The sequence below is a fragment of the Kosakonia sp. CCTCC M2018092 genome (assembly GCF_003864115.1).
GTDB lineage: Bacteria > Pseudomonadota > Gammaproteobacteria > Enterobacterales > Enterobacteriaceae > Kosakonia > Kosakonia cowanii.
The window spans coordinates 983,088-1,006,259 of sequence record NZ_CP034225.1 but is presented as its reverse complement, the minus strand read 5'-3'; the positions used below and the strand labels follow the sequence as shown (position 1 = coordinate 1,006,259).

General features: G+C 55.5%; 21 protein-coding genes and 6 tRNA genes. 8 read left to right on the top strand and 19 right to left on the bottom strand.

The features are described from left to right. The first annotated feature begins 2 nt into the window (after positions 1 to 2). Positions 3 to 965 (top strand): class 1b ribonucleoside-diphosphate reductase subunit beta, encoded by a 963-nt coding sequence (gene nrdF / locus EH164_RS04710; protein ID WP_023480656.1) that lies wholly within the window; start codon positions 3 to 5, stop codon positions 963 to 965. 61 nt (positions 966 to 1,026) lie between these two features. On the opposite strand, the gene EH164_RS22560 is transcribed toward nrdF, so the two are convergent. After that, positions 1,027 to 1,203: a hypothetical protein gene (locus tag EH164_RS22560; protein WP_164483602.1), complete on the bottom strand. Its 177-nt coding sequence runs from the start codon at positions 1,201 to 1,203 to the stop codon at positions 1,027 to 1,029. Between the two features lie 125 nt (positions 1,204 to 1,328). Between EH164_RS22560 and proV the strand changes: the two genes are divergently transcribed. The 7 genes from proV to emrB all read left to right on the top strand — a co-directional run bounded on the left by proV (position 1,329) and on the right by emrB (position 9,801). Beyond that, the gene (gene proV, locus EH164_RS04705; protein WP_124967460.1) at positions 1,329 to 2,531 is read left to right on the top strand and encodes a glycine betaine/L-proline ABC transporter ATP-binding protein ProV; all 1,203 of its coding nucleotides are present in this window, start codon (positions 1,329 to 1,331) and stop codon (positions 2,529 to 2,531) included. Next, the gene (gene proW, locus EH164_RS04700) at positions 2,524 to 3,588 is read left to right on the top strand and encodes a glycine betaine/L-proline ABC transporter permease ProW (protein WP_124967459.1); all 1,065 of its coding nucleotides are present in this window, start codon (positions 2,524 to 2,526) and stop codon (positions 3,586 to 3,588) included. The genes proV and proW overlap by 8 nt, the downstream gene beginning before the upstream one ends. Before the next feature lie 60 nt (positions 3,589 to 3,648). Next, positions 3,649 to 4,644, top strand: coding sequence for a glycine betaine/L-proline ABC transporter substrate-binding protein ProX (proX, locus tag EH164_RS04695; RefSeq protein ID WP_042712559.1), 996 nt, complete (start codon positions 3,649 to 3,651; stop codon positions 4,642 to 4,644). Between the two features lie 153 nt (positions 4,645 to 4,797). Beyond that, the gene (locus tag EH164_RS04690) at positions 4,798 to 5,982 is read left to right on the top strand and encodes an MFS transporter (protein WP_124967458.1); all 1,185 of its coding nucleotides are present in this window, start codon (positions 4,798 to 4,800) and stop codon (positions 5,980 to 5,982) included. 450 nt (positions 5,983 to 6,432) lie between these two features. After that, entirely contained in the window at positions 6,433 to 6,963 is a 531-nt protein-coding gene (mprA, locus tag EH164_RS04685) for a transcriptional repressor MprA (RefSeq protein WP_023480518.1), read from the top strand. A 117-nt stretch (positions 6,964 to 7,080) separates the two neighbouring features. After that, positions 7,081 to 8,253 carry a multidrug efflux MFS transporter periplasmic adaptor subunit EmrA gene (gene emrA / locus EH164_RS04680; RefSeq protein WP_124967457.1) on the top strand — a complete coding sequence of 391 codons (1,173 nt, stop codon included), beginning with the start codon at positions 7,081 to 7,083 and terminating at the stop codon, positions 8,251 to 8,253. A 15-nt stretch (positions 8,254 to 8,268) separates the two neighbouring features. Next, positions 8,269 to 9,801, top strand: a complete 1,533-nt coding sequence (gene emrB, locus EH164_RS04675; protein WP_023480531.1) for a multidrug efflux MFS transporter permease subunit EmrB — start codon at positions 8,269 to 8,271, stop codon at positions 9,799 to 9,801. Positions 9,802 to 9,838: 37 nt separating this feature from the next. On the opposite strand, the gene EH164_RS04670 is transcribed toward emrB, so the two are convergent. From EH164_RS04670 to EH164_RS04585, 18 genes are all read right to left on the bottom strand, one after another. Next, on the bottom strand, positions 9,839 to 11,317 hold the full coding sequence (locus EH164_RS04670; RefSeq protein WP_124967456.1) for an FKBP-type peptidyl-prolyl cis-trans isomerase N-terminal domain-containing protein: 1,479 nt from the start codon (positions 11,315 to 11,317) through the stop codon (positions 9,839 to 9,841). Beyond that, complete coding sequence (locus EH164_RS04665) at positions 11,314 to 11,685, bottom strand: hypothetical protein (RefSeq protein WP_023480542.1); 372 nt, start codon at positions 11,683 to 11,685, stop codon at positions 11,314 to 11,316. The genes EH164_RS04670 and EH164_RS04665 overlap by 4 nt, the downstream gene beginning before the upstream one ends. A 276-nt stretch (positions 11,686 to 11,961) precedes the next feature. Further along, on the bottom strand, positions 11,962 to 12,477 hold the full coding sequence (gene luxS, locus EH164_RS04660) for an S-ribosylhomocysteine lyase (RefSeq protein WP_023480587.1): 516 nt from the start codon (positions 12,475 to 12,477) through the stop codon (positions 11,962 to 11,964). Between the two features lie 154 nt (positions 12,478 to 12,631). Further along, positions 12,632 to 14,176, bottom strand: coding sequence for a glutamate--cysteine ligase (gene gshA, locus EH164_RS04655; protein WP_023480558.1), 1,545 nt, complete (start codon positions 14,174 to 14,176; stop codon positions 12,632 to 12,634). Positions 14,177 to 14,256: 80 nt separating this feature from the next. Further along, entirely contained in the window at positions 14,257 to 14,685 is a 429-nt protein-coding gene (locus EH164_RS04650) for a YqaA family protein (protein ID WP_023480519.1), read from the bottom strand. Then, a complete protein-coding gene (gene yqaB, locus EH164_RS04645; RefSeq protein WP_124971264.1) occupies positions 14,682 to 15,248 on the bottom strand; it encodes a fructose-1-phosphate/6-phosphogluconate phosphatase in 567 nt (188 codons plus the stop codon). The genes EH164_RS04650 and yqaB overlap by 4 nt, the downstream gene beginning before the upstream one ends. Positions 15,249 to 15,610: 362 nt before the next feature. Next, positions 15,611 to 15,687: transfer RNA gene (locus EH164_RS04640), tRNA-Arg, on the bottom strand. 56 nt (positions 15,688 to 15,743) lie between these two features. After that, a tRNA-Arg gene (locus EH164_RS04635) sits at positions 15,744 to 15,820 on the bottom strand. 63 nt (positions 15,821 to 15,883) lie between these two features. Continuing rightward, positions 15,884 to 15,960: transfer RNA gene (locus tag EH164_RS04630), tRNA-Arg, on the bottom strand. Positions 15,961 to 16,025: 65 nt separating this feature from the next. Further along, positions 16,026 to 16,102: transfer RNA gene (locus EH164_RS04625), tRNA-Arg, on the bottom strand. 63 nt (positions 16,103 to 16,165) lie between these two features. Beyond that, positions 16,166 to 16,242, bottom strand: a tRNA-Arg gene (locus EH164_RS04620). A gap of 4 nt (positions 16,243 to 16,246) precedes the next feature. Next, positions 16,247 to 16,339: transfer RNA gene (locus tag EH164_RS04615), tRNA-Ser, on the bottom strand. 337 nt (positions 16,340 to 16,676) lie between these two features. Beyond that, positions 16,677 to 16,862, bottom strand: coding sequence for a carbon storage regulator CsrA (gene csrA, locus EH164_RS04610; protein ID WP_023480680.1), 186 nt, complete (start codon positions 16,860 to 16,862; stop codon positions 16,677 to 16,679). A 238-nt stretch (positions 16,863 to 17,100) separates the two neighbouring features. Then, entirely contained in the window at positions 17,101 to 19,731 is a 2,631-nt protein-coding gene (alaS, locus tag EH164_RS04605; RefSeq protein ID WP_124967455.1) for an alanine--tRNA ligase, read from the bottom strand. Positions 19,732 to 19,861: 130 nt separating this feature from the next. Next, on the bottom strand, positions 19,862 to 20,377 hold the full coding sequence (gene recX / locus EH164_RS04600; RefSeq protein ID WP_124971261.1) for a recombination regulator RecX: 516 nt from the start codon (positions 20,375 to 20,377) through the stop codon (positions 19,862 to 19,864). Between the two features lie 67 nt (positions 20,378 to 20,444). Continuing rightward, positions 20,445 to 21,509 (bottom strand): recombinase RecA, encoded by a 1,065-nt coding sequence (gene recA, locus EH164_RS04595; RefSeq protein WP_023480527.1) that lies wholly within the window; start codon positions 21,507 to 21,509, stop codon positions 20,445 to 20,447. Between the two features lie 90 nt (positions 21,510 to 21,599). Next, positions 21,600 to 22,097, bottom strand: a complete 498-nt coding sequence (gene pncC / locus EH164_RS04590; RefSeq protein ID WP_124967454.1) for a nicotinamide-nucleotide amidase — start codon at positions 22,095 to 22,097, stop codon at positions 21,600 to 21,602. 187 nt (positions 22,098 to 22,284) lie between these two features. Continuing rightward, entirely contained in the window at positions 22,285 to 23,163 is an 879-nt protein-coding gene (locus tag EH164_RS04585; RefSeq protein WP_124967453.1) for a metal ABC transporter substrate-binding protein, read from the bottom strand. Between the last annotated feature and the right edge of the window lie 9 nt (positions 23,164 to 23,172).

Here is a 23,172-nt window from a genome sequence, read left to right as displayed (position 1 = left end):
CGATGAACCCACTCTCCCGCGTCAGCGCGGTGAACTGGAACAAAATCCAGGATGATAAAGACCTCGAAGTGTGGAACCGGCTGACCAGCAACTTTTGGCTGCCGGAAAAAGTACCGCTGTCGAACGATATTCCGGCCTGGCAGAGCTTAAGCCCGGCCGAGCAGCAGCTGACGATCCGCGTGTTTACCGGGCTGACGCTACTCGACACCATTCAGAACACCGTCGGCGCACCGGCGTTGATGCCGGATGCCGCCACGCCCCATGAAGAGGCGGTGCTCTCCAACATCAGCTTTATGGAGGCGGTGCACGCCCGCTCGTACAGCTCCATATTTTCAACGCTCTGCCAGACGCGCGATGTCGATGCCGCGTACGCCTGGAGCGAAGAGAACAGCGCCCTGCAACGCAAAGCGCAGATTGTGCTGGGCCATTACCGCGCTGACGATCCGCTGAAGAAGAAGATCGCCAGCGTCTTTCTGGAGTCGTTTCTCTTCTACTCCGGCTTCTGGCTGCCGATGTACTGGTCAAGCCGCGGTAAGCTGACCAACACCGCCGACCTGATTCGTCTCATCATCCGCGATGAAGCGGTGCACGGTTACTACATCGGTTATAAGTATCAGAAAGGGTTAGAGAAAGTGAGCGAGGCCGAGCGCGAGTCGCTGAAAGCTTTCGCCCTCGATCTGCTGATGGAGCTCTACGATAACGAGCTTGCTTACACCGACGATCTCTATGCCGACAGCGGCTGGGCCGAAGAGGTGAAAGCATTTCTCTGTTACAACGCGAACAAGGCGCTGATGAACCTCGGGTATGAGGCGCTCTTCCCGCCGGAGATGGCGGACGTCAACCCGGCGATATTGTCGGCGCTGTCGCCCAATGCCGACGAAAACCACGACTTTTTCTCCGGCTCCGGCTCGTCGTATGTGATGGGTAAAGCCGTCGAAACGGAAGACGAAGACTGGAACTTTTAAATATTCTCTCCTCTCGCGCTGCGGGAGGAGAATATCCCCCCGTTTTTTAATTCACCACTATTTATTCCGCCGCATCTAAGCTGATTCTTAGCAAAATAACTATGGCGGTCTGCACTGTCATGGTTTGTTCATATTCCGCAAAATCATCTCCATTCAGGCTAATTTTTCTGTGCAATTCGAAAAAATGATTACCCACGCCAGCCCTTATATCATGGGAAATAATGCCATTTGACTGCATGGAAATTCTGTAAAGCGCGGCACAGAAGGGTTGTCTCAGATGGAGAGTGTGGTAGGGTATGACCAGTCAAATATATTCATTGGGTAGCGTATCGAAATAATAAATAACAGGAACTCTATTATTGCATGGCAATTAAATTAGAAGTTAAGAATCTCTATAAAGTATTTGGCGAGCATCCGCAGAGAGCTTTCAAATATATAGAAAAAGGACTTTCGAAAGAAGAAATACTGGAAAAAACGGGTCTGTCGCTTGGCGTGAAAGACGCCAGTCTGGCCATTGAAGAAGGCGAGATATTCGTCATCATGGGGTTATCCGGCTCGGGTAAATCCACTATGGTACGCCTTCTCAATCGCCTGATTGAACCCACCCGCGGGCAGGTGCTGATAGACGGCGTCGATATTGCCAAAATATCCGATGCCGAACTGCGCGAAGTGCGCAGAAAAAAGATTGCGATGGTCTTCCAGTCATTCGCGCTAATGCCCCATATGACGGTGCTGGATAATACCGCATTTGGTATGGAATTAGCCGGCACGCCCGCGCAGGAGCGCCAGGAAAAAGCGCTTGATGCACTGCGCCAGGTGGGGCTGGAAAATTACGCCCACGGCTATCCGGATGAACTCTCCGGCGGTATGCGGCAGCGCGTTGGATTAGCCCGCGCATTAGCCATCAATCCCGATATCTTATTAATGGATGAGGCCTTCTCCGCGCTCGATCCCTTAATTCGTACCGAGATGCAGGATGAGCTGGTAAAGCTGCAGGCGAAACATCAGCGCACCATTGTCTTTATTTCCCACGATCTTGATGAAGCGATGCGCATTGGCGACCGGATTGCGATTATGCAAAACGGTGAAGTGGTGCAGGTCGGCACGCCGGATGAGATTTTAAATAATCCGGCCAATGATTATGTGCGCACCTTCTTCCGCGGCGTCGATATTAGCCAGGTGTTCAGCGCGAAGGATATTGCGCGCCGTACTCCCGTGGGTCTGATCCGTAAAACGCCCGGTTTCGGCCCGCGCTCGGCGCTGAAAGTGTTGCAGGATGAGGACCGCGAATATGGCTATGTCATTGAGCGCGGCAATAAGTTTGTCGGCATTGTCTCCATCGACTCCCTCAAAGCGGCGCTGGCCGCCGCGCAAGGAATCGAGGCGGCGTTGATTGACTCCCCGCTTGCGGTGGAGGCAGACACGCCGCTCAGCGAACTGCTCTCCCACGTCGGCCAGGCGCCCTGCGCGGTGCCGGTGGTGGGTGAAGAGCAACAGTACGTGGGCATCATTTCGAAACGAATGCTGCTGCAGGCTTTAGATCGCGAGGGGGCAAACAATGGCTGATCAAAACAATCCGTGGCAGAGCGCACCGGCAACGGACAACGCCGCGCAGTCGGCAGATGCGTGGGGCGGTGGTGCACCAGCACCCGCCGATAGCGGCAGCGCTGACTGGCTTAACAGCGCCCCGGCACCCGCGCCGGAACACTTCAACATTATGGATCCGTTCCATAAAACCCTAATCCCGCTCGATAGCTGGGTGACACAGGCGATCGACTGGGTGGTGCTCCACTTCCGCCCGCTCTTCCAGGGCATTCGTGTGCCGGTGGATTACATTCTCAGCGGCTTTCAACAATTGCTGCTCGGCATGCCGTCGCCGGTGGCGATTATTCTCTTCTCGCTGATTGCCTGGCAGATGAGCAGCGCCGGAATGGGCATTGCGACGCTGGTATCGCTGATTGCCATCGGCGCAATTGGTGCCTGGTCGCAGGCGATGATTACGCTGGCTCTGGTGCTCACCGCGCTGCTGTTCTGCGTGGTGATCGGCTTGCCGATGGGGATCTGGCTGGCGCGCAGCCCACGGGCGGCGAAGATCGTTCGCCCGCTGCTGGATGCGATGCAGACCACTCCGGCGTTTGTCTACCTGGTGCCGATTGTGATGCTGTTCGGCATCGGTAACGTGCCGGGCGTGGTGGTGACGATTATCTTTGCTCTGCCGCCGGTGGTGCGCCTGACGATCCTCGGCATTAACCAGGTGCCGGCGGATCTGATTGAAGCCTCGCGATCCTTTGGTGCCAGCCCGCGTCAGATGCTGTTCAAAGTTCAGCTCCCGCTGGCGATGCCAACCATTATGGCGGGCATCAACCAGACCCTGATGCTGGCGCTGTCGATGGTAGTGATCGCTTCGATGATCGCCGTCGGCGGGCTGGGGCAGATGGTGCTGCGCGGTATTGGTCGCCTTGATATGGGCCTTGCCAGCGTCGGCGGCGTCGGGATTGTGATCCTCGCAATTATTCTTGACCGCCTGACTCAGGCCGTGGGTCGAGACTCGCGCAGCCGCGGTAACCGCCGCTGGTATCAGACCGGCCCGCTCGGCCTGCTGACCCGCCCCTTCGCCAAATAATTTTGCTGCCCGGCGCACCGGCCGGGCAACAACATCACACCTGAAAAATAAGGAATAACGATGCGACATAGCGTACTTTTTGCCACAGCGTTTACCACCCTTCTCTCCACCAGCGCTTTTGCCGCCGACCTGCCGGGAAAAGGGATTACCGTTAAACCGTTTCAGAGCACCATCGCCGAAGAGGCGTTCCAGACCCTGCTGGTCAGCCGCGGCCTTGAAAAGCTCGGCTATACGGTCGAAAAACCGGATGAGGTGGATTACAACGTTGGCTACACCTCAATGGCGGCAGGCGATGTCACGTTTACCGCCGTAAACTGGCAGCCGCTGCATGATGATATGTATGCCGCCGCCGGGGGCGATAAAAAGTTTTACCGTGAAGGCACCTATGTAACCGGCGCAGCGCAGGGTTATTTGATCGACAAAAAAACCGCCGATAAGTATCACATCACCAATATCGAGCAGTTAAAAGATCCGAAAATCGCCAAACTGTTCGACGGCAACGGGGACGGTAAAGCCGATATGATGGGCTGCTCGCCGGGCTGGGGATGTGAAACGGTGATTAACCACCAGCACAAAGCCTATGGCCTGGAGAACACCGTTACGGTCAACCACGGTAACTACTCGGCGATGATGGCGGACACCATCACCCGCTTTAAAGAGGGGAAACCGATCCTCTACTACACCTGGACGCCGTACTGGGTGAGCGATGTGCTGAAACCAGGTAAAGATGTGGTCTGGTTGCAGGTGCCGTTCTCCTCCCTGCCGGGCGAGCAGAAAAATATCGATACCAAACTGCCGAACGGCATGAACTACGGCTTCCCGGTGAACACCATGCATATTGTTGCCAATAAAGCCTGGGCGGAGAAAAACCCGGCGGCGGCGAAGCTGTTTGCAGTGATGAAACTGCCGCTGGCGGATATCAACGCCCAGAACGCGATGATGCACGCCGGTAAAGCCTCCGAAGCAGATGTGCAGGGCCACGTGGATGGCTGGATCAAAGCCCATCAGCAGCAGTTTGATGGCTGGGTAAAAGAGGCGCTCGCCGCGCAGAAGTAATGCACTGACTCTTTGATCTTCTCACGCGCCATCGGGTTATCGCTCGGTGGCGCGTTCGTTTATCCACTCAGGGTGCACAGATAACAACACGCGCCGCCGGGCAATTGTCTATCATGGATTTCTGACAAAAAACCTCATTGATAGTTGATACCTATGACAAAAACTCACCACGGACTTAGCCCGGCGCTGATTGCGCTGATGTCGGTGGCAACCGGACTCGCCGTTGCCAGCAACTACTACCCGCAGCCGCTGCTGGATACCATCGCTAACGCCTTTTCGATCACCGCAAGCCAGGCCGGGTTTATCGTCACCGCCGCGCAGCTTGGCTACGCCGCCGGGCTGCTGCTGCTAGTGCCGCTTGGCGATATGTTTGAGCGGCGCGCATTAATTGTGGTGATGACGCTACTCTCAGCGGGCGGGATGCTGATTACCGCCAGTAGCCCATCGCTCGGCCTGATGATTCTGGGTACCGCACTTACCGGCCTCTTCTCGGTAGTCGCGCAACTGCTTGTGCCGCTGGCCGCTACGCTTGCGACACCCGAGAGCCGTGGGCGAGTGGTCGGCACGATTATGAGCGGCCTGCTGCTGGGGATTTTACTTGCGCGCACCGTTGCCGGGCTGCTGGCAAGCCTCGGCGGCTGGCGCACCGTTTACTGGGTCGCCAGCGTATTGATGGTGCTGATGGCGCTGGCGCTCTGGCGCGGCCTGCCGAAGCTCAAGTCGGAAACGCACCTTAACTATCCGCAGCTGCTCGGCTCCGTCTTCACCCTTTTCGCCAGTAATAAACTGCTGCGCACCCGCGCGCTGCTTGGTTGTCTGAGCTTTGCCAACTTTAGCGTCTTGTGGACTTCAATGGCCTTTCTGCTCGCCGCGCCGCCGTTTCACTTCTCTGATGCGATGATCGGCCTGTTTGGCCTGGTAGGCGCCGCCGGTGCATTAGGCGCGCGTCAGGCGGGCGGGCTTGCGGATCGCGGCAAAGGCAATCTCACCACCACTGGCGGTCTGCTGCTTCTGCTGCTGTCGTGGCTCGCCACCTGGTGGGGTCACAACTCGGTGGTGGCGCTGGTTATCGGCATCATCGTGCTCGATCTCGCGGTGCAGGCGGTGCATATCACTAACCAGACGATTATCTATCGCGTTAACCCGGAAGCGCGTAACCGCCTGACCGCAGGCTATATGACTAGCTACTTTATCGGCGGTGCCGCAGGGTCGCTGATTTCGGCCACGGCATGGCAGCATGCGGGGTGGGCTGGCGTCTGCGCTGCGGGCGCTATCCTCGCCTTGCTTAACGTGCTGGTGTGGTGGCGAGGATATCGCCATACGGAGGCGCAGAGCTAAGCAACCGCTCACGTTTAGGCAATTCGGTGCCAAACCGGGGTGTTAACACGTCCTTCACTCTGCTAAGGTTATAGGACTTGTTTATCCCGGTTATATTAACGTGGGTGATATATAACAAACTTTATGGATATGGATCGTTCATTGAATTACACCGCCGGGCCTGAAAAGGTGGCATCGCACACGGAAGGCATCACAAACCGCCTGTCCTCTATTGTTAGCCACCCCGCCGTGGCATTTTCCTTCGTTTTATACGCCCGCTTCGCCGGTCGCCACCTCTGGCATCGTCACCGCCCTGTCTTCTTCACGCTAGTGAGCGCACTGCTGTCCGGTGTCGCCTGGAAATTTCTGCCACATGCATAGATAGAGCAAATTTATTAGCACAAATAATACATTTACTTTATTTGTCACCGTCGTTACTATATCGACTGCAATTAATGAGGTTATACCCAAATGGATAGTTCGTTTACGCCCATCGAACAAATGCTTAAGTTTCGCGCCAGCCGCTATGAAGATTTCCCGTTTCAGGAGATTTTATTGACCCGCCTCTGTATGCATATGCAGGGCAAGCTGCTGGAAAACCGCAATAAGATGCTGAAAGCGCAGGGCATTAACGAGACACTGTTTATGGCGCTGATTACCCTGGAGTCGCAGGAAAATCACAGCATTCAGCCGTCGGAGTTGAGCAGCGCGCTGGGCTCGTCCCGCACCAACGCTACCCGTATCGCCGATGAGCTGGAGAAGCGCGGCTGGATTGAGCGCCGCGAAAGCGACAACGATCGCCGCTGTCTGCATTTGCAACTGACCGACAAAGGACACGAGTTCCTGCGTCAGGTTCTGCCACCGCAGCACAACTGCCTGCATCAACTCTGGTCAACCCTGACCAACGCTGAGAAAGATCAGCTCGAGCAGATCACCCGTAAGCTTCTGTCGCGTCTCGACCAGATGGATGAAGAGGACGTGGTCCTCGAGGCGCTGCGCTAACGCGATAAGCAGCTTTAGTTTCCAGGATGAGCAATGTGAAGGGCCAGCTAAGCTGGCCTTTCTGACGAAAGGTCGGTACACGCCGACATAACTAAAAATAAGATCGTGGAGAGAATCATGAGCGCAAATGCGGAGAGCCAGACCCCGCAGCAACCGGTCAAAAAGCGCGGCAAACGTAAAGGATTGCTGCTGTTACTGACCTTGCTCTTTGTTGTTATTGCCGTGGCATACGGAATTTATTGGTTTTTAGTCCTGCGTCATTTTGAAGAGACGGACGATGCGTATGTGGCAGGGAACCAGGTACAGATCATGTCGCAGGTCTCCGGCAGCGTGACGAAAGTCTGGGCCGACAACACCGATTTTGTGCAGAAAGGCGATGTGCTGGTGACGCTTGATGAAACCGATGCTCGCCAGGCGTTTGAAAAAGCGCAGACCCAACTGGCCACCAGCGTGCGCCAGACCCGCCAGTCGATCATCAACAGCAAACAACTGCAGGCGAGCGTTGAGCTGAAAAAGACTGCCCTTGCCCAGGCGCAGAGCGATCTTAACCGCCGCGTGCCGCTTGGCAGCGCGAATCTGATTGGCCGCGAAGAGTTGCAGCACGCCCGTGATGCGGTAGCCAGCGCGCAGGCCGCACTGGATGTCGCGGTTCAGCAATATAACGCCAACCAGGCGATCGTGCTGGACACGCCCCTTGAAGAGCAGCCCGCGGTGAAGCAGGCGGCTACTGAAGTCCGTAATAGCTGGCTGGCGCTGCAACGCACGAAAATTGTCAGCCCGCTTACCGGCTATGTCTCCCGCCGCGCGGTGCAGCCTGGCGCGCAGATTTCTGTCACCACTCCGTTGATGGCCGTGGTTCCGGCGACCAATCTCTGGGTGGATGCCAACTTTAAAGAGACGCAGCTTGCGCATATGCGTATTGGCCAGACCGCGACCATCATCAGCGATTTTTATGGCGATGAGGTTGAGTACAAAGGCAAAGTGGTCGGTCTCGATATGGGTACCGGCAGCGCCTTCTCCCTGCTGCCGGCGCAGAACGCGACCGGGAACTGGATCAAAGTGGTTCAGCGACTGCCGGTGCGTGTTGAGCTTGATGCCCAACAGCTGGCAGATCACCCGCTGCGTATCGGCCTTTCAACGACGGTGAAAGTCGATACCTCCGCGCGCGATGGCGCTGTGCTGGCGAAGCAGGCGCGCACCACGCCAGCGTATGAGAGTAACGCGCGGGAGATCAATCTTGAGCCGGTCAACACGCTTATCAATAACATCGTGAAAGCCAACGCCGGGTAATCTTATATGAGTGCCATGCAACAGAAACCGCTGGAAGGCGCGCAACTGGTCATTATGACCATTGCACTTTCACTCGCGACCTTCATGCAGGTGCTGGATTCCACCATCGCCAACGTGGCTATCCCGACGATCGCCGGTAACCTTGGCTCCTCGCTGAGCCAGGGGACCTGGGTGATCACCTCCTTCGGGGTGGCGAACGCCATCTCAATTCCGATTACCGGCTGGCTGGCGAAACGCTTCGGCGAAGTGCGGCTCTTTCTCTGGTCAACGGTGGCGTTTGCCATCGCTTCGTGGGCGTGCGGCGTCTCCAACAGCCTTGGGATGCTGATCTTTTTCCGCGTTATCCAGGGGATTGTTGCCGGGCCGCTGATCCCGCTGTCGCAGAGCCTGTTGCTGAGTAACTACCCACCGGCGAAGCGCTCTATCGCGCTGGCGCTCTGGTCAATGACGGTGATTGTCGCGCCGATTTGCGGGCCGATCCTCGGCGGCTATATCAGCGATAACTACCACTGGGGCTGGATCTTCTTTATCAACGTGCCGATTGGCGCGCTGGTGGTCTTGCTGACTCTGCAAAGCCTGCGTGGGCGCGAGACGCGTACCGAGCAGCGGCGTATTGATGGCGTAGGCCTGGCATTGCTGGTGGTGGGTATCGGTAGCCTGCAGGTGATGCTCGACCAGGGGAAAGAGCTGGACTGGTTCAACTCGACAGAGATTATTGTGCTGACGATTGTCGCGGTGATCTCCCTGAGCTTCCTCGTGGTGTGGGAGCTTACTGACGATAACCCGATTGTCGATCTCTCGCTGTTTAAGTCGCGGAACTTCACCATCGGCTGCTTGTGTATCAGCCTTGCCTATATGCTCTACTTCGGCGCGATTGTCTTGCTGCCGCAGCTGTTGCAGGAGGTATATGGCTATACCGCAACCTGGGCTGGGCTGGCGTCCGCGCCGGTCGGGGTGATCCCGGTGCTGCTGTCGCCGATTATTGGCCGCTTTGCGCATAAGCTGGATATGCGCCGGCTGGTGACCTTCAGCTTTATTATGTATGCGGTGTGCTTCTACTGGCGCGCTTATACATTTGAGCCGGGAATGGATTTTGGCGCATCAGCGTGGCCGCAGTTTATTCAGGGCTTCGCCGTGGCCTGCTTCTTTATGCCGCTGACGACGATTACCCTCTCCGGGTTGCCGCCGGAGCGCCTGGCCGCGGCCTCCAGTTTGTCGAACTTTACGCGAACGCTTGCAGGCTCGATCGGGACATCCATCACCACCACACTGTGGACTAACCGTGAATCGATGCACCATGCGCAGCTGACGGAGTCCGTTAACCCCTACAACCCGAACGCGCAGGAGATGTATAACCAGCTGCAGGGAATGGGGATGTCGCAGCAGCAGTCATCAGGCTGGATTGCCCAGCAGATCACCAACCAGGGGCTGATAATCTCGGCAAACGAAATTTTCTGGGTCTCGGCGGGGGTGTTCCTGATCCTGCTTGGCCTGGTCTGGTTTGCCAAACCCCCGTTTGGTGCAGGCAGCAGCGGCGGCGCGCATTAACGCCAAATAAAAACGCCTCCGCAGGGAGGCGTTTTTATTATTTCACGATACCGAGGATCTCAAGCGTCATGATCGACGCGACACCCGGTGGCACCATGCCCGGGATCCCCTGTTCGCCATATGCCAGCTCGGCGGGGGTATAGATTCGAATCCGCCCCCCGACCACCACTTTTTCAATCCCTGTGCGCATCAGCGGCGGCAACTCGCTAATCCGCCCGCTGTGTACCGCGCCGCGCGACAGCACCTTGCCGGAGCTCAGTTTCTCATCAACCCGAAAGCGGATCACATCCCCGGAAAGCAGCGCAACGCCCTGCCCTTTTTTCTCCACCAGATAGATGATGCCATTGGCGGTGCGCTCAGCGCCTTTCAGCTTTGCCGCCTCGGCCAGCAGCTTTTGTGCCTGCTTCTTGTTCTGCGCCAGCTCGTTTTTCTGCGCATCGCCCATCTTTTTATTCAGGCTTTGCAGCACGTTTTCGATATCGTCGCTCTTCATTTGCAGGCTGCCGGCGAACTTATCCTGAAAGCCCTGTAAAAACGCCTCTGGCAGATATTTTTGCCCGGAGTGGGTCAGCGTGACGCTCTCCTGCTGCGCTTTCGCCGCAAACCAGGCGCCCCAGGCGTAGTTCATCTTCGCGGCGGAGGATTTGTTCTCTGTCAGCAGATAGTGGCTCTGCGCTTTTGGCGGCGCTAACGGCGCAGCACTCTTCTGCTCAGCCTGCGCTTTCTCCTCTGTGCGCTGCTTAAGCTGCGCCTCCAGCGTGGCGATACGCGCGGCCTGGTCGCTGACCTGCTTTGTGGCGAGATCAAGCTTGCCGCTCATCTCCTCTTTGGCCTGGGTGAGTTGCTTCACCTGCTCAGCGTTTTGCGCCGGTGCAACGGCGGTGTGCTGCTGGCCCTGCTTTTCCAGCGCTTCCAGCTGCTGCTGATGGGTTTTCACCTGCTGCTGAAGTTCGCTGTTTGCTGTGCGAAACGCCTGCAGCGCTTGTGTGTCATCGGCGTGCTTCTGGTTCGTCTGCGCCAGTTGCTGTTGGCTGGTCTTGAGCTGTACTTCCAGCTGGCTTTTCTCATCACGCAGATGTTTGAGCGCGTCGCTCTCATCGGCAAGCTTCTGCTTCGTTTCGGCAAGTTGCTGAATATGCGTCTGCAACTGCTGCCTTAAGGACGCACTCTCTTTTGCCACCGCATCCTGCTTAGCGGGCAGCACAATCGTCGTAGCCCGCTGCTTTTTCTTCAGCGCGGCGATCTGGCGTTGCGCTAATGCAAGCTTACGCTTCAGCCGCGCGACTTCCTCACGCTTGGCCGCACTCTCACTCGCCTTACTTTGCACCTCCACGGGTGGTGCAGGCGTCGCGCTCGGCTGCGCCGAAAAGCGATCGTTAATAAACGGCGATTGAGGAGTAACGGCGATAATCTTCTCTTTATTTAACTGCTCAAGTAATGCAGCCGGATCGGCACGAACCCCTGAGGATGAAATAGCTGATAGCAATACAGCTGACGAATATAATAATTTTCTCATAACTGTTTCAGTGCATTTGCGCGCCGGGACATGTTAACGAATACCGCGCTGCGTACGCGCGAACAAACAACTTCAATTTTGTTATCAATTTCCGTCTTCATTATTTCCGCCGAGTTGTTATCAATAATCGGCTGGTTTTTTTTGTAGACTTCATAGCTTTGATTAAGGGTGGTGAACTGCTGTTTGTAGGTTTCAAATGCCGTTTTGTCGAGCCCCTGCAGGGCGGTAAGCAGTTCATAGCACTGCTGCGTCTCCTGCTTCTGCGGCGCGTCCTGCACCAGCGCGGGTGCCTTTGATTTAACACAGCCGGTTAATGTGAGTGAGAGACAAAAAGAGAGACATAAGTAAGAGATGGGTGAGCGCCGCATAATATCCTCGTCATTCAGGCATTCTTTTCACTGAAATAGATGCAGAAAATAAATACAGAAGGTACACGTTCGCCTAATAGCGACGTGCGGTGCAAACTATCATGGCAAGATTGAAATAACAATAAGAAGGCGCGGCGGCGGCAAGGATATTATTTATATATTAAGTGCAGGTGATAATTAAGAGAATTAAATAGATATAATGTATAAAAACTTTCTTATAAATATGCGGACAAATAATAGTGCCGCTTCCTGTTAACCAGAAAGCGGCATGGCGAACTAAATATGCAGTTCCTGCAACTTCTCTTTCGGCAGAGCCAGGTCATCATTGCTGTTGACGCGAACATCGCGATCGAGAATGTGACGCGCGATCTCCTGCGCCTCTTCCAGCGAGTGCATCTGGTATGTACCGCACTGGTAAACGTTCAGCTCAGGGATCTGGTTCTGCTCTTTCACTTTCAGCACGTCAGCCATCGCCGCTTTCCAGGCATCAGCGACACGCTGCTCATCCGGCGTACCGATCAGGCTCATGTAGAAACCGGTGCGGCAACCCATCGGCGAAATATCGATAATTTCTACGCCATCACCGTTGAGGTGGTTACGCATAAAGCCAGCAAAGAGGTGCTCCAGCGTGTGGATCCCTTTTTCCGGCATAACTTCTTGATTAGGAATGCAAAAACGCAGGTCGAATACGGTGATGGCGTCGCCGTGCGGCGTGTTCATAGTTTTAGCAACACGGACTGCAGGCGCTTCCATACGGGTATGATCGACAGTGAAGCTATCCAGTAACGGCATTTAGTCACCTCCGATAGTGATTTTTTTTAAAATAAACTGAACTCTTTGTTGGCGTGCGAGTCTGAATATATGAAAGACGCGCATTTGTTATCATCATCCCTGTTCTTCAAGAGATGAAATTTCGGCCACAGCGATGTGGCCTTTTTCTTTTCTACTACGCGTGACGCGCAAGCAGCGCTTCAAACGATTCCTTATCCCCGGCTTCAATTTCCGCCTGGCGCGCCAGCGAAGCGTGGCATTCAGCAATAAAATCCTCTTCATGCAGAATTTCCAGCGGCTCTTCACGCAGCTGCGAACGGTACTGCTCGCTCAGCGCTTTACCTGTGCCACCCATGCCTTCATCAATCATCGAACGCAGAATACGCGCCGAGAAAGTCAGCTCAGGATCGTCAAAGCTGGCGACCAGCCGATCGCATACCGCTTCATACTCATTGCCACCGTACACGCCATCCAGCGTTTGCGCCACCCGTTTCAGGTCGTTAAACAGATCGCGTCCGACATCGGCGAGCGGGTATTGCGCGGTTTCACAGCCTATTCCGAGCGTCAGGCCTGGCTTACGGCCTTCAAGGATCACCCGGTTCCAGTTAGTGCGCGTACAGAGCAGTTCATCGCTGCTCATCTCCGGCGCATCCGCCAGCACACACCAGACCATAAAGAGATCGAGGAAACGCACCTGCTCTTCATCAACGCCAATCGCGGTGAACGGGTTGATATCCAGCGAGCGCACTTCGATATATTCAATGCCGCCGCGCAGCAGCGCATCCGACGGCGTTTCGCCGCTGCGGGTTACGCGTTTCGGGCGAATCGGCGCGTAAAGCTCATTTTCAATCTGCAGGATGTTGGTGTTGATTTGCAGATACTTGCCCTCTTTCTGCAAACCGATCTTCGCGTACTCTTCCGACGGCGTTTTGATCGCGCGTTTCAGCGCTACCACGTAATCGTGAAGGTTGTTGAAGGTAATATTGAGGCTGTTCTGCGACTTATTGGTATAGCCCAGATCGCTTAAGCGCAGCGACGTGGCATAAGGCAGATAGAGCATGCCGTTGTGCATCTTCTCGAAGGGCAGCGAGGTCTCTTTGCCCTGCAGGAAAGAGGAGCAGATCGCCGGTGAGGCACCGAAAAGATAAGGGATGACCCAGCCGAAGCGATAGTAGTTGCGGATCAGGCGGAAATAGCCCTCCGAGACCGCTTCTTTATCGGTGCTGCCGCTTTTCGCCTGCCAGAACGCCATCGGCAGAGAGAAGTTATAGTGCACGCCGGAGATGGTTTGCATCAGCGCGCCATAGCGGTTTTTCAGCCCTTCGCGGTAGAGGGTTTTCAGGCGGCCGATATTTGAGGTGCCGTACTGCGCCAGCTCAATCTCCTGCCCCTCTTTGATATAGCAGGGCATGCTCAGCGGCCAGAGGCGCTCATCGCCGATCTGGCGGGCGGTATAGCGATGGATGTCGCGCATGATAGTCAGCATGCGGTCAATATCACCCTCAACCGGGGTGATAAACTCCAGCAGCGCTTCGGCAAAATCCGTCGTAATCCATTTATGAGTTAATGCAGAGCCAAGCGCTGCCGCGTGACCGGTTGTCGCCAAAGACCCATCCGCGTTAACGCGCAGGGTTTCGCGCTCAAGACCACGCTGGATGCCTTTGAGCGCCTGAGGATGTTTTTCCAGCCAGGACAACGCCTGTGATACGTCCGGGATCAAATTGACCTCCCGCCTGTAATAATCGTTTTATTAAGCATAATTGTAATGGTTGACGATGAAAGGTCACTCACGCAATCCAATTAGTGCCACCACGTCATACCCTGAAGCGTTACGAGGGCGAGAGCCACATAGCGTAACGCTTTGCCAAGGCATAAAAAAAAGAGCACTGGCCCCCACGAAAGGCGTAGCCATCCCGCAAGTATGCACAGCAAATCGCCTATAACAGGCATCCAGCTCAATAACAGCGCCGCGGCGCCGTAACGCTTGAGCCAGCCGGTCGCCCTCTCCTGCCAGCGCGATGCTTTACGCTGCGGGAAGAAGCGCCCAAGAATAACGTTAGTCAGCCCTCCAAGGCTATTACCCATTGTTGCTATTACGACAAGCCACCAGGGCTGGCTGACCTTCGCCAACAGCATTGCGACCAGCACCACCTCCGAGTTGCCCGGTAAGATCGTGGCGCTGAGGAAACTGCTGGCGAACAGTGAAAGGAGCGACAGCGCATCGCTCACAATACGCGGACATCCACAGCGTCCATACCGGCCGCGCGCGCCGCCTGCAGGCCGAAATCGGCATCTTCAAATACCACGCACTGCGACGGCTCCACGCCCATACGTTCGGCGCAGAGTAAAAAGGTATCCGGTGCGGGCTTATGGTGCTGAACATGATCGGCGGCAATCACCGCATCAAAATAGTGTCGCAGGCCAAGATGGGCCAGCAGCGCTTCAGCAACAGCGCTTTCACTCCCAGAGCCAACCGACATCGGGCGACGCCCGTGCCACGCTTTGACCACCTCAATAAGCGGTAACGGGCGCACGCAATCGAGCAGCATCGCTTTCACGGCTGCGGTTTTCTCTTGAGCGAGTAAGTGGGGATCAAGATCGGCCTGGTTTTCTTTGATAACGGCTTCGGCGATACGCCAGGTTGGCGAGCCGTTCAGCGCGACCATAGCCTGTTCGTCAAAATGCATGCCGTAACGCCCCAGCACCTCATGCCAGGCTTTGCGGTGGGTTGGTTCAGTATCCAGGATGGTGCCATCCATATCAAAAATCAAACCAGCGTAACGTGCGTACATCATGTTCTCACAAACCGGATAACTAGCATTTACTTTAACGTAAACAAGGCTTTTTGTCGCATCCAGCGCGAGATTAGCTTCAGGGAATATGATTTTGGGCAGAATTTCGTCGAAAGTGGGGGAGTTGTGGGGATGATGATTTTGGAAGTATGTAAGGAAGGTGTGAAGAGAGTTTAGGATAAGCGGTGTTGAGGGAAAGAAAACAGAGTTGCTGTTATCTCGCAGAGAATGGTGCATCCGGCAGGATGACTCGGCTTCGCCTCGCCCTTCGGGTCGTTGCTGACGCAACGCTATCCTCCCTGGTGCTTGCGGTTAGACCCGCTACCCCTGAGAAAACAGACTTACTGGTATTGCGCAGAATATGGTGCATCCGGGAGGATTCGAACCTCCGACCGCTCGGTTCGTAGCCGAGTACTCTATCCAGCTGAGCTACGGATGCATCGGGAAAACTTTATTTACAACGCAGATTCAGTGTCGCATTCACACTGAGCAAGATGGTGCATCCGGGAGGATTCGAACCTCCGACCGCTCGGTTCGTAGCCGAGTACTCTATCCAGCTGAGCTACGGATGCATCGGGAAAACTTGCTTTACAACGCTGATTCAGTGTCGCATTACCTCGCCACACTGAGCAATATGGTGCATCCGGGAGGATTCGAACCTCCGACCGCTCGGTTCGTAGCCGAGTACTCTATCCAGCTGAGCTACGGATGCATCGGGAAAACTTTATTTACAACGCAGATTCAGTGTCGTGTTTATCACAATCACACTGAGCAAGATGGTGCATCCGGGAGGATTCGAACCTCCGACCGCTCGGTTCGTAGCCGAGTACTCTATCCAGCTGAGCTACGGATGCATCGGGAAAACTTGCTTTACAACGCTGATTCAGTGTCGCATTACCTCGCCACACTGAGCAAGATGGTGCATCCGGGAGGATTCGAACCTCCGACCGCTCGGTTCGTAGCCGAGTACTCTATCCAGCTGAGCTACGGATGCAAAATGGCGGTGAGGCGGGGATTCGAACCCCGGATGCAGCTTTTGACCGCATACTCCCTTAGCAGGGGAGCGCCTTCAGCCTCTCGGCCACCTCACCACACGCCTCTTACGAGTGCTTCGAAGAGTTCGTTAAGAGCTCATCGTCGCTGCGTGGCGCACATATTACTTTCTGGGACTTATAAGTCAAACAATTTTTCCCAGCCCTGAATCGTTTGCACACTTCGCAGGCAATTAGACGCTAAAAAGGGCAAAAAGGATGTTTTATCAGCAAAAATTCACTGCCCCGCAGGCATGACATTACAGATGTGTGATAAACAAAAATGGCGCGAGAAAGTATCAGATGCAGGAAATCTGCAATAAAAATGAGACAGAGAAGCGGGAGAATCGACGGGAGGGTTGCGTCTCGCCGAACAACCGCGAGACGCATAATGGCATCAGAAATTGGACTGCTGGGATTTTTCAGCCTGGATACGCTGGTAGATCTCTTCACGATGGACCGATACTTCTTTGGGGGCGTTTACGCCAATGCGCACCTGGTTACCCTTAACCCCTAATACAGTCACAGTGACCTCATCCCCAATCATGAGGGTTTCACCAACTCGACGAGTCAGAATCAGCATTCTTTGCTCCTTGAAAGATTAAAAGAGTCGGGTCTCTCTGTATCCCGGCATTATCCGTCATACAACGCCAAAACATAAGCGATGACAAACTCATAACATGCAAGCAGCCATGGCATTACATTCTGTAGACGTAAGTTTAGCCGATATACACAACTTCAACCTGACTTTCTCGTTATCAATAGCGTAGTGGCAACAAAGCCATAACCTCGAGGTTATGGCTTGTGCGTTCGCTTTGTAATTATGACAGTTTAGCGCTTACCCAATCTTTAACACTGGCGAGAGCAGCAGGCAGCGCGGCCGCATCGGTACCACCGGCTTGCGCCATGTCCGGACGTCCACCGCCTTTGCCCCCAACCTGTTGGGCGACCATTCCTACCAGTTCCCCTGCTTTGACGCGGTCAGTCACATCCTTAGAGACGCCCGCGATGAGAGAAACTTTACCTTCAACAACAGTGGCAAGAACGATAACCGAAGCGCCGAGTTGGTTCTTCAGGTCGTCCACCATGGTACGCAGCATCTTCGGCTCGACACCTTCCAGCTCGCTCACCAGCAGCTTAACGCCGTTGATCTCCATTGCGTTACCGGAGAGGTTTGCGCTCTCTTGCGCTGCCGCCTGTGCTTTAAGCTGCTGCAACTCTTTTTCCAGCTGACGCGTACGTTCAATCACTGAACGCACTTTGTCGCCGAGATTCTGGCTGTCGCCTTTCAGCAACTGAGCAATATCCTGTAGCTGATCGTTCTGCGCATGCAGGCTGGCAACCGCCGCTTCGCCGGTAACGGCTTCGATACGACGCACGCCCGCCGCGGTGCCGGATTCAGACACAATGCGGAACAGACCAATATCACCGGTGCGCGAAGCGTGCGTACCGCCGCAAAGCTCGGTGGAGAAATCCCCCATCTGCAGCACGCGGACGCGATCTTCATACTTCTCGCCAAACAACGCCATTGCGCCGTTCGCTTTTGCCGCTTCGAGATCCATGATGTTGGTTTCGATCGGCAGGTTGCGGCGAATTTGCGCATTCACCATATCTTCCACCGCGCGGATTTCCGCCGGCTTCATGGCTTCGAAATGGGAGAAGTCAAAACGCAGCGCTTTGTCATTCACCAGCGACCCTTTCTGCGCCACATGCGTACCAAGTACGCTACGCAGCGCGGCGTGCATCAGGTGGGTGGCAGAGTGGTTCAGGCGAATACGGGCGCGACGCGCTTCATCAACTTCCGCTTTCACGCCGTCGCCCACTTTCAGCGAGCCGCTGTTCAGCTTGCCGACATGACCAATCGCCTGGCCATACTTCTGCGTATCCTGGACGGTGAACGTAAAGCCGTTGCCTTTCAGTTCGCCCTTATCGCCAACCTGGCCGCCTGATTCCGCATAGAACGGGGTTTCGTCAAGCACGACAACCGCTTCCTGGCCGGCAGCAATCGACTCAACCGGTTTGCCATCGACAAACAGTGCGGTCACTTTACCGTTCAGCTCAAGCTGGTCGTAACCTTTAAATTCTGTTGCGCTATCAACGCGGATCATCGCGTTGTAGTCTGCGCCAAAGCCGCTGGACTCGCGTGCGCGACGGCGCTGCTCTTCCATTGCCGCTTCGAAGCCCGCTTCATCGACTTTCAGATTGCGCTCGCGGCAGACGTCCGCGGTCAGATCGACCGGGAAACCGTAGGTGTCGTACAGGCGGAAGGCGGTTTCGCCATCCAGCGTGTCGCCCTGCAGTTTGGAGAGCTCTTCATCCAGCAGCGCCAGACCGCGCTCCAGCGTACGTGCAAACTGCTCTTCTTCGGTTTTCAGAACCTGCTCAACCTGCGCCTGCTGGCGCTGCAGCTCTTCCCCGGCGGAACCCATCACTTCAATCAGCGGGCCAACCAGTTTATAGAAGAAGGTATCCTTCGCGCCGAGCATGTTGCCGTGACGAATCGCGCGGCGAATGATGCGACGCAGCACGTAGCCGCGGTTCTCATTCGATGGGATCACACCGTCTGCAATCAGGAAGGCGCAAGAGCGGATATGGTCAGCGATAACGCGCAGAGATTTGTTGCTCAGATCCGTTGCGCCGGTCACTTTCGCAACCTGCTGGATCAGCTTCGCGAACAGATCGATTTCATAGTTGGAGTTCACGTGCTGCAGCACGGCTGTAATACGCTCCAGGCCCATACCGGTGTCTACGGACGGCTTCGGCAGCGGCTCCATGGTGCCATCGGCCTGGCGGTTGAACTGCATAAAGACGATGTTCCAGATCTCGATATAGCGATCGCCATCCTCTTCCGGGCTGCCCGGCGGGCCCCCCCAGATGTGGTCGCCGTGATCGTAGAAGATCTCGGTGCAGGGGCCACACGGACCGGTGTCGCCCATCTGCCAGAAGTTGTCAGACGCATACGCTGCGCCTTTGTTATCACCGATACGAATAATACGTTCGCGCGGGATACCGACCTCTTTTTCCCAAATTTCGTACGCTTCATCGTCGGTTTCGTACACCGTCACCCACAGACGCTCTTTCGGCAGGTTGAACCAGTTTTCGCTGGTCAGCAGTTCCCACGCGTATTGAATAGCATCATGTTTGAAGTAGTCGCCGAAGCTGAAGTTGCCCAGCATTTCAAAGAAGGTGTGATGACGTGCGGTGTAGCCGACGTTTTCCAGGTCGTTGTGTTTACCACCTGCACGCACGCAGCGCTGCGACGTGGTTGCGCGGGAATAATTACGTTTGTCGAGCCCAAGGAAAACGTCCTTGAACTGGTTCATCCCGGCGTTGGTAAACAGCAGAGTCGGGTCGTTATTCGGTACCAGGGAGCTGCTGGCAACTACCTGGTGTCCCTTGCTATGGAAAAAATCGAGAAACGCCTGACGGATCTCAGCGGTGCTCTTGCTCATAATTATCCTGAAATCAAGCTAACGAAATGTGGCAGCGGACCATCGCCATCGCATGGCAGACGCATCCGCTACTGGAAAAAGTGGGAATAAGATAAGTTTTCTTTAGTGGGAAGTAAAATCCCGTATGCGCTCAGTCGGCAAAATTTCGCCATATTTCCTGAATATCTTCTTGCATAAAGCCGCGATAGAGCAGAAAGCGTTGCACTTTCACTTTTGCAGCAAATTCAGTGGGCAACGGCTCGCCATATTTGCGCTGCGCCTGATCGCGGGCGCTGCTTACCCAGTCAACCTCGCATTCGCGCATGGCGCTTTCGCTGGTCTCCCGGGCGATGCCTTTCTGGTTCAGCTCCTGGCGAATACGCACCGGGCCATACCCTTTGCGCGCGCGGCTAGCGATAAACTGGCGGACAAAACGGCTGTCGTCGAGAAAGCTGTGCTCTATGCACCACGCCACAACCTGATCGATCTCTTCCGGCGTCGCGTCGACCGCTTCGGGGCCCTTCTTCGTCATGATGGGTGCGGCGAGCTTGCGGCGAAACTCAAGTTCGCTGTGGTCGCGCATCGCCAGAATGCGCATAGCGCGATCGCGTAAGCGCGCCATAGCGCTGCGGCGGGAGGTGTTATCAGAAGAGGAGTTATCGGACATCATAAAATCCTGTCACCATAAAAACAAAAAGGGCTGCATCAGCAGCCCTTGATTACGGATAACGTTATCAGAAATCTTCGTTAGTTTCTTCAACGCCCGCGTCTTTGTCGTCAACGGTGAACTCTGGCGTCGCAGTCTGATTGCTGAGCAGAATTTCGCGCAGCTTCTTCTCGATCTCTTTCGCAGCAGCCGGGTTCTCTTTCAGCCAGGAGGTCGCGTTCGCTTTACCCTGACCAATCTTGTCGCCGTTGTAGCTGTACCAGGCGCCCGCTTTTTCAATCAGCTTCTCTTTCACGCCCAGGTCGACCAGCTCGCCATAGAAGTTAATGCCTTCGCCGTAGAGGATCTGGAACTCAGCCTGTTTAAACGGTGCCGCGATTTTGTTTTTCACAACCTTCACGCGGGTTTCGCTGCCGACAACCACATCGCCCTCTTTCACCGCGCCGATACGGCGGATGTCGAGACGAACGGAAGCGTAGAACTTCAGCGCGTTACCGCCGGTGGTGGTTTCCGGGTTACCGAACATCACACCGATCTTCATACGGATCTGGTTGATGAAGATAAGCAGCGTGTTGGACTGCTTCAGGTTACCGGCCAGCTTACGCATCGCCTGGCTCATCATACGTGCCGCGAGGCCCATGTGAGAGTCACCGATTTCGCCTTCGATTTCCGCTTTCGGCGTCAGTGCCGCAACGGAGTCGACCACCAGCACGTCAACCGCACCGGAGCGCGCCAGCGCGTCACAGATTTCCAGCGCCTGCTCGCCGGTATCCGGCTGGGAGCAGAGCAGGTTATCGATATCAACGCCGAGCTTGCGGGCATACACCGGATCCAGCGCGTGCTCCGCATCGATAAACGCACAGGTTTTACCTTCGCGCTGCGCGGCAGCGATAACCTGCAAAGTGAGCGTGGTTTTACCGGACGACTCAGGCCCGTAAATTTCGACGATACGGCCCATTGGCAGACCGCCCGCGCCCAGCGCGATGTCGAGGGAGAGTGAGCCGGTAGAGATAGTCTCTACATCCATGGAGCGGTCTTCACCCAGACGCATGATGGAGCCTTTACCGAATTGCTTTTCGATCTGACCCAGTGCAGCTGCAAGCGCCTTTTGTTTGTTTTCGTCGATAGCCATTATTACTCCTGTCATGCAGAGTGAAGCGCGTTACGCCCCGTGGTGAATAACTGATTTGTTGCGGCAATTATACTGTATAGTCATACAGTATCAAGCCTTTTGTAGAAAATGTTGCCAGAGGGTCGTAAGTGCATAGGTGGTCGCCTGACGACGCACCGATTCACGGTCTCCCTGGAAGCATTCGCGCCGCGTAATCCCTTCTCCGTTAACGCAGGCAAGCCCAAACCAGACGGTGCCGACAGGCTTGCTTTCGCTGCCGCCATCCGGCCCGGCGATGCCGCTAATCGAAATCGCATAGTCGGCGCGTGCGGCTTTCAGGGCACCAATCGCCATCTCGACTACCACCGGCTCGCTGACAGCGCCGTGCGCATCCAGCGTCTCGCTTTTCACGCCGATCATTTGCGCTTTCGCTTCATTACTGTAGGTCACAAACCCGCGTTCAAACCAGGCGGAGCTGCCTGCAATATCGGTAATTACTTTCGCAACCCAACCGCCGGTGCAGGATTCAGCGGTGGTCAGCGTCGCGCCGCGCGCCTTTAGCGCAAGCCCGATGCGCTCGCTGAGCTGCATTAATTCACTGTCCGTCATGATGGCTCCCATGCCTCCATTAAACCGTGGCGTGAAAGATAGCACTTTCCCGTCAAATATGGGGATGGGATGGCAATTTTACGAGGCGACTTCCGAAAAAAGCAGTGTGATATAGCGGGGACGTGGTGAGGAGAAGCCCGGTGAGCCGTCGCGTCACCGGGTAGTTTACAGGCTATCCGTGCAGAATTTACTTCATGCTATTGGCGATGGTTTCTACGTTGTGGCGAAAGGCTTTCTGATAGGTATCCGCCACGCCCCCTTTCGCGCTCAGCGCTTCCGGGTAGAGCTCGCCGCCCGGCTGCGCGCCGGTAGCATTCGCGATCTGTTTTACCAGACGCGGGTCGAGCTGGTTCTCCATAAACCACACCTTCACGCCATCGGCTTTAATCTGTTTGATAAGCGCCGCCACCTGCGATGCATTGGCCTCGCTTTCCGATGAAAGCCCCTGCGGTGCCATAAACTCAACGCCATAAGCGCGGGCAAAGTAGCCGAAGGCGTCATGGCTGGTGAGCACTTTGCGTTTCGCCTGCGGAATGGCGCTGAAGCGCTCTTTCGCCCAGCTATCCATCTCTTTCAACTGCTCAATGTAACGCTGGCCAGAGGCGTTGAGCGCCGCTTCATCCGCCGGGTCGGCTTTCACCAGCGCCTTGAGAATATTTTGTGCATAGAGGGCGCCATTCGCGGCGCTGTTCCACGCGTGAGGATCGGTAACCGTCGCGCCATCCTCCTCCAGCGTATGGGTTTGCACACCGTCAGAGGCGATCACCAGTTGGCCTTTAAAACCGGAGGCCTTTACTAACCTGTCGAGCCAACCCTCCAGCCCAAGCCCGTTGACCACCACCACATCCGCATTATTAAGCAGTGCGCTATCTTTTGCCGAAGGCTCAAAGGTGTGCGGATCGCCATCCGGCCCCACCAGCGAGGTCACCTTTACATGATCTCCGCCCACCTGGCGGGTGATATCGCCCAATATCGAAAAGCTGGTCACCACGTTGATGGTTTTTGCGACCGCGCTCTGCGCCATCAGACCGAGCGCCAGCGCCAGAATCACTCCTGTACGTTTCATTATTTTCCC

Bases quoted from the DNA above. Each gene is read 5' to 3' on its own strand.
- nrdF (WP_023480656.1), top strand. From the start codon at position 3: ATGAACCCACTCTCCCGCGTCAGCGCGGTGAACTGGAACAAAATCCAG.
- EH164_RS22560 (WP_164483602.1), bottom strand. From the start codon at position 1,203: ATGCAGTCAAATGGCATTATTTCCCATGATATAAGGGCTGGCGTGGGT.
- proV (WP_124967460.1), top strand. From the start codon at position 1,329: ATGGCAATTAAATTAGAAGTTAAGAATCTCTATAAAGTATTTGGCGAG.
- proW (WP_124967459.1), top strand. From the start codon at position 2,524: ATGGCTGATCAAAACAATCCGTGGCAGAGCGCACCGGCAACGGACAAC.
- proX (WP_042712559.1), top strand. From the start codon at position 3,649: ATGCGACATAGCGTACTTTTTGCCACAGCGTTTACCACCCTTCTCTCC.
- EH164_RS04690 (WP_124967458.1), top strand. From the start codon at position 4,798: ATGACAAAAACTCACCACGGACTTAGCCCGGCGCTGATTGCGCTGATG.
- mprA (WP_023480518.1), top strand. From the start codon at position 6,433: ATGGATAGTTCGTTTACGCCCATCGAACAAATGCTTAAGTTTCGCGCC.
- emrA (WP_124967457.1), top strand. From the start codon at position 7,081: ATGAGCGCAAATGCGGAGAGCCAGACCCCGCAGCAACCGGTCAAAAAG.
- emrB (WP_023480531.1), top strand. From the start codon at position 8,269: ATGCAACAGAAACCGCTGGAAGGCGCGCAACTGGTCATTATGACCATT.
- EH164_RS04670 (WP_124967456.1), bottom strand. From the start codon at position 11,317: ATGAGAAAATTATTATATTCGTCAGCTGTATTGCTATCAGCTATTTCA.
- EH164_RS04665 (WP_023480542.1), bottom strand. From the start codon at position 11,685: ATGCGGCGCTCACCCATCTCTTACTTATGTCTCTCTTTTTGTCTCTCA.
- luxS (WP_023480587.1), bottom strand. From the start codon at position 12,477: ATGCCGTTACTGGATAGCTTCACTGTCGATCATACCCGTATGGAAGCG.
- yqaB (WP_124971264.1), bottom strand. From the start codon at position 15,248: ATGTACGCACGTTACGCTGGTTTGATTTTTGATATGGATGGCACCATC.
- csrA (WP_023480680.1), bottom strand. From the start codon at position 16,862: ATGCTGATTCTGACTCGTCGAGTTGGTGAAACCCTCATGATTGGGGAT.
- alaS (WP_124967455.1), bottom strand. From the start codon at position 19,731: ATGAGCAAGAGCACCGCTGAGATCCGTCAGGCGTTTCTCGATTTTTTC.
- recX (WP_124971261.1), bottom strand. From the start codon at position 20,377: ATGTCCGATAACTCCTCTTCTGATAACACCTCCCGCCGCAGCGCTATG.
- recA (WP_023480527.1), bottom strand. From the start codon at position 21,509: ATGGCTATCGACGAAAACAAACAAAAGGCGCTTGCAGCTGCACTGGGT.
- pncC (WP_124967454.1), bottom strand. From the start codon at position 22,097: ATGACGGACAGTGAATTAATGCAGCTCAGCGAGCGCATCGGGCTTGCG.
- EH164_RS04585 (WP_124967453.1), bottom strand. From the start codon at position 23,163: ATGAAACGTACAGGAGTGATTCTGGCGCTGGCGCTCGGTCTGATGGCG.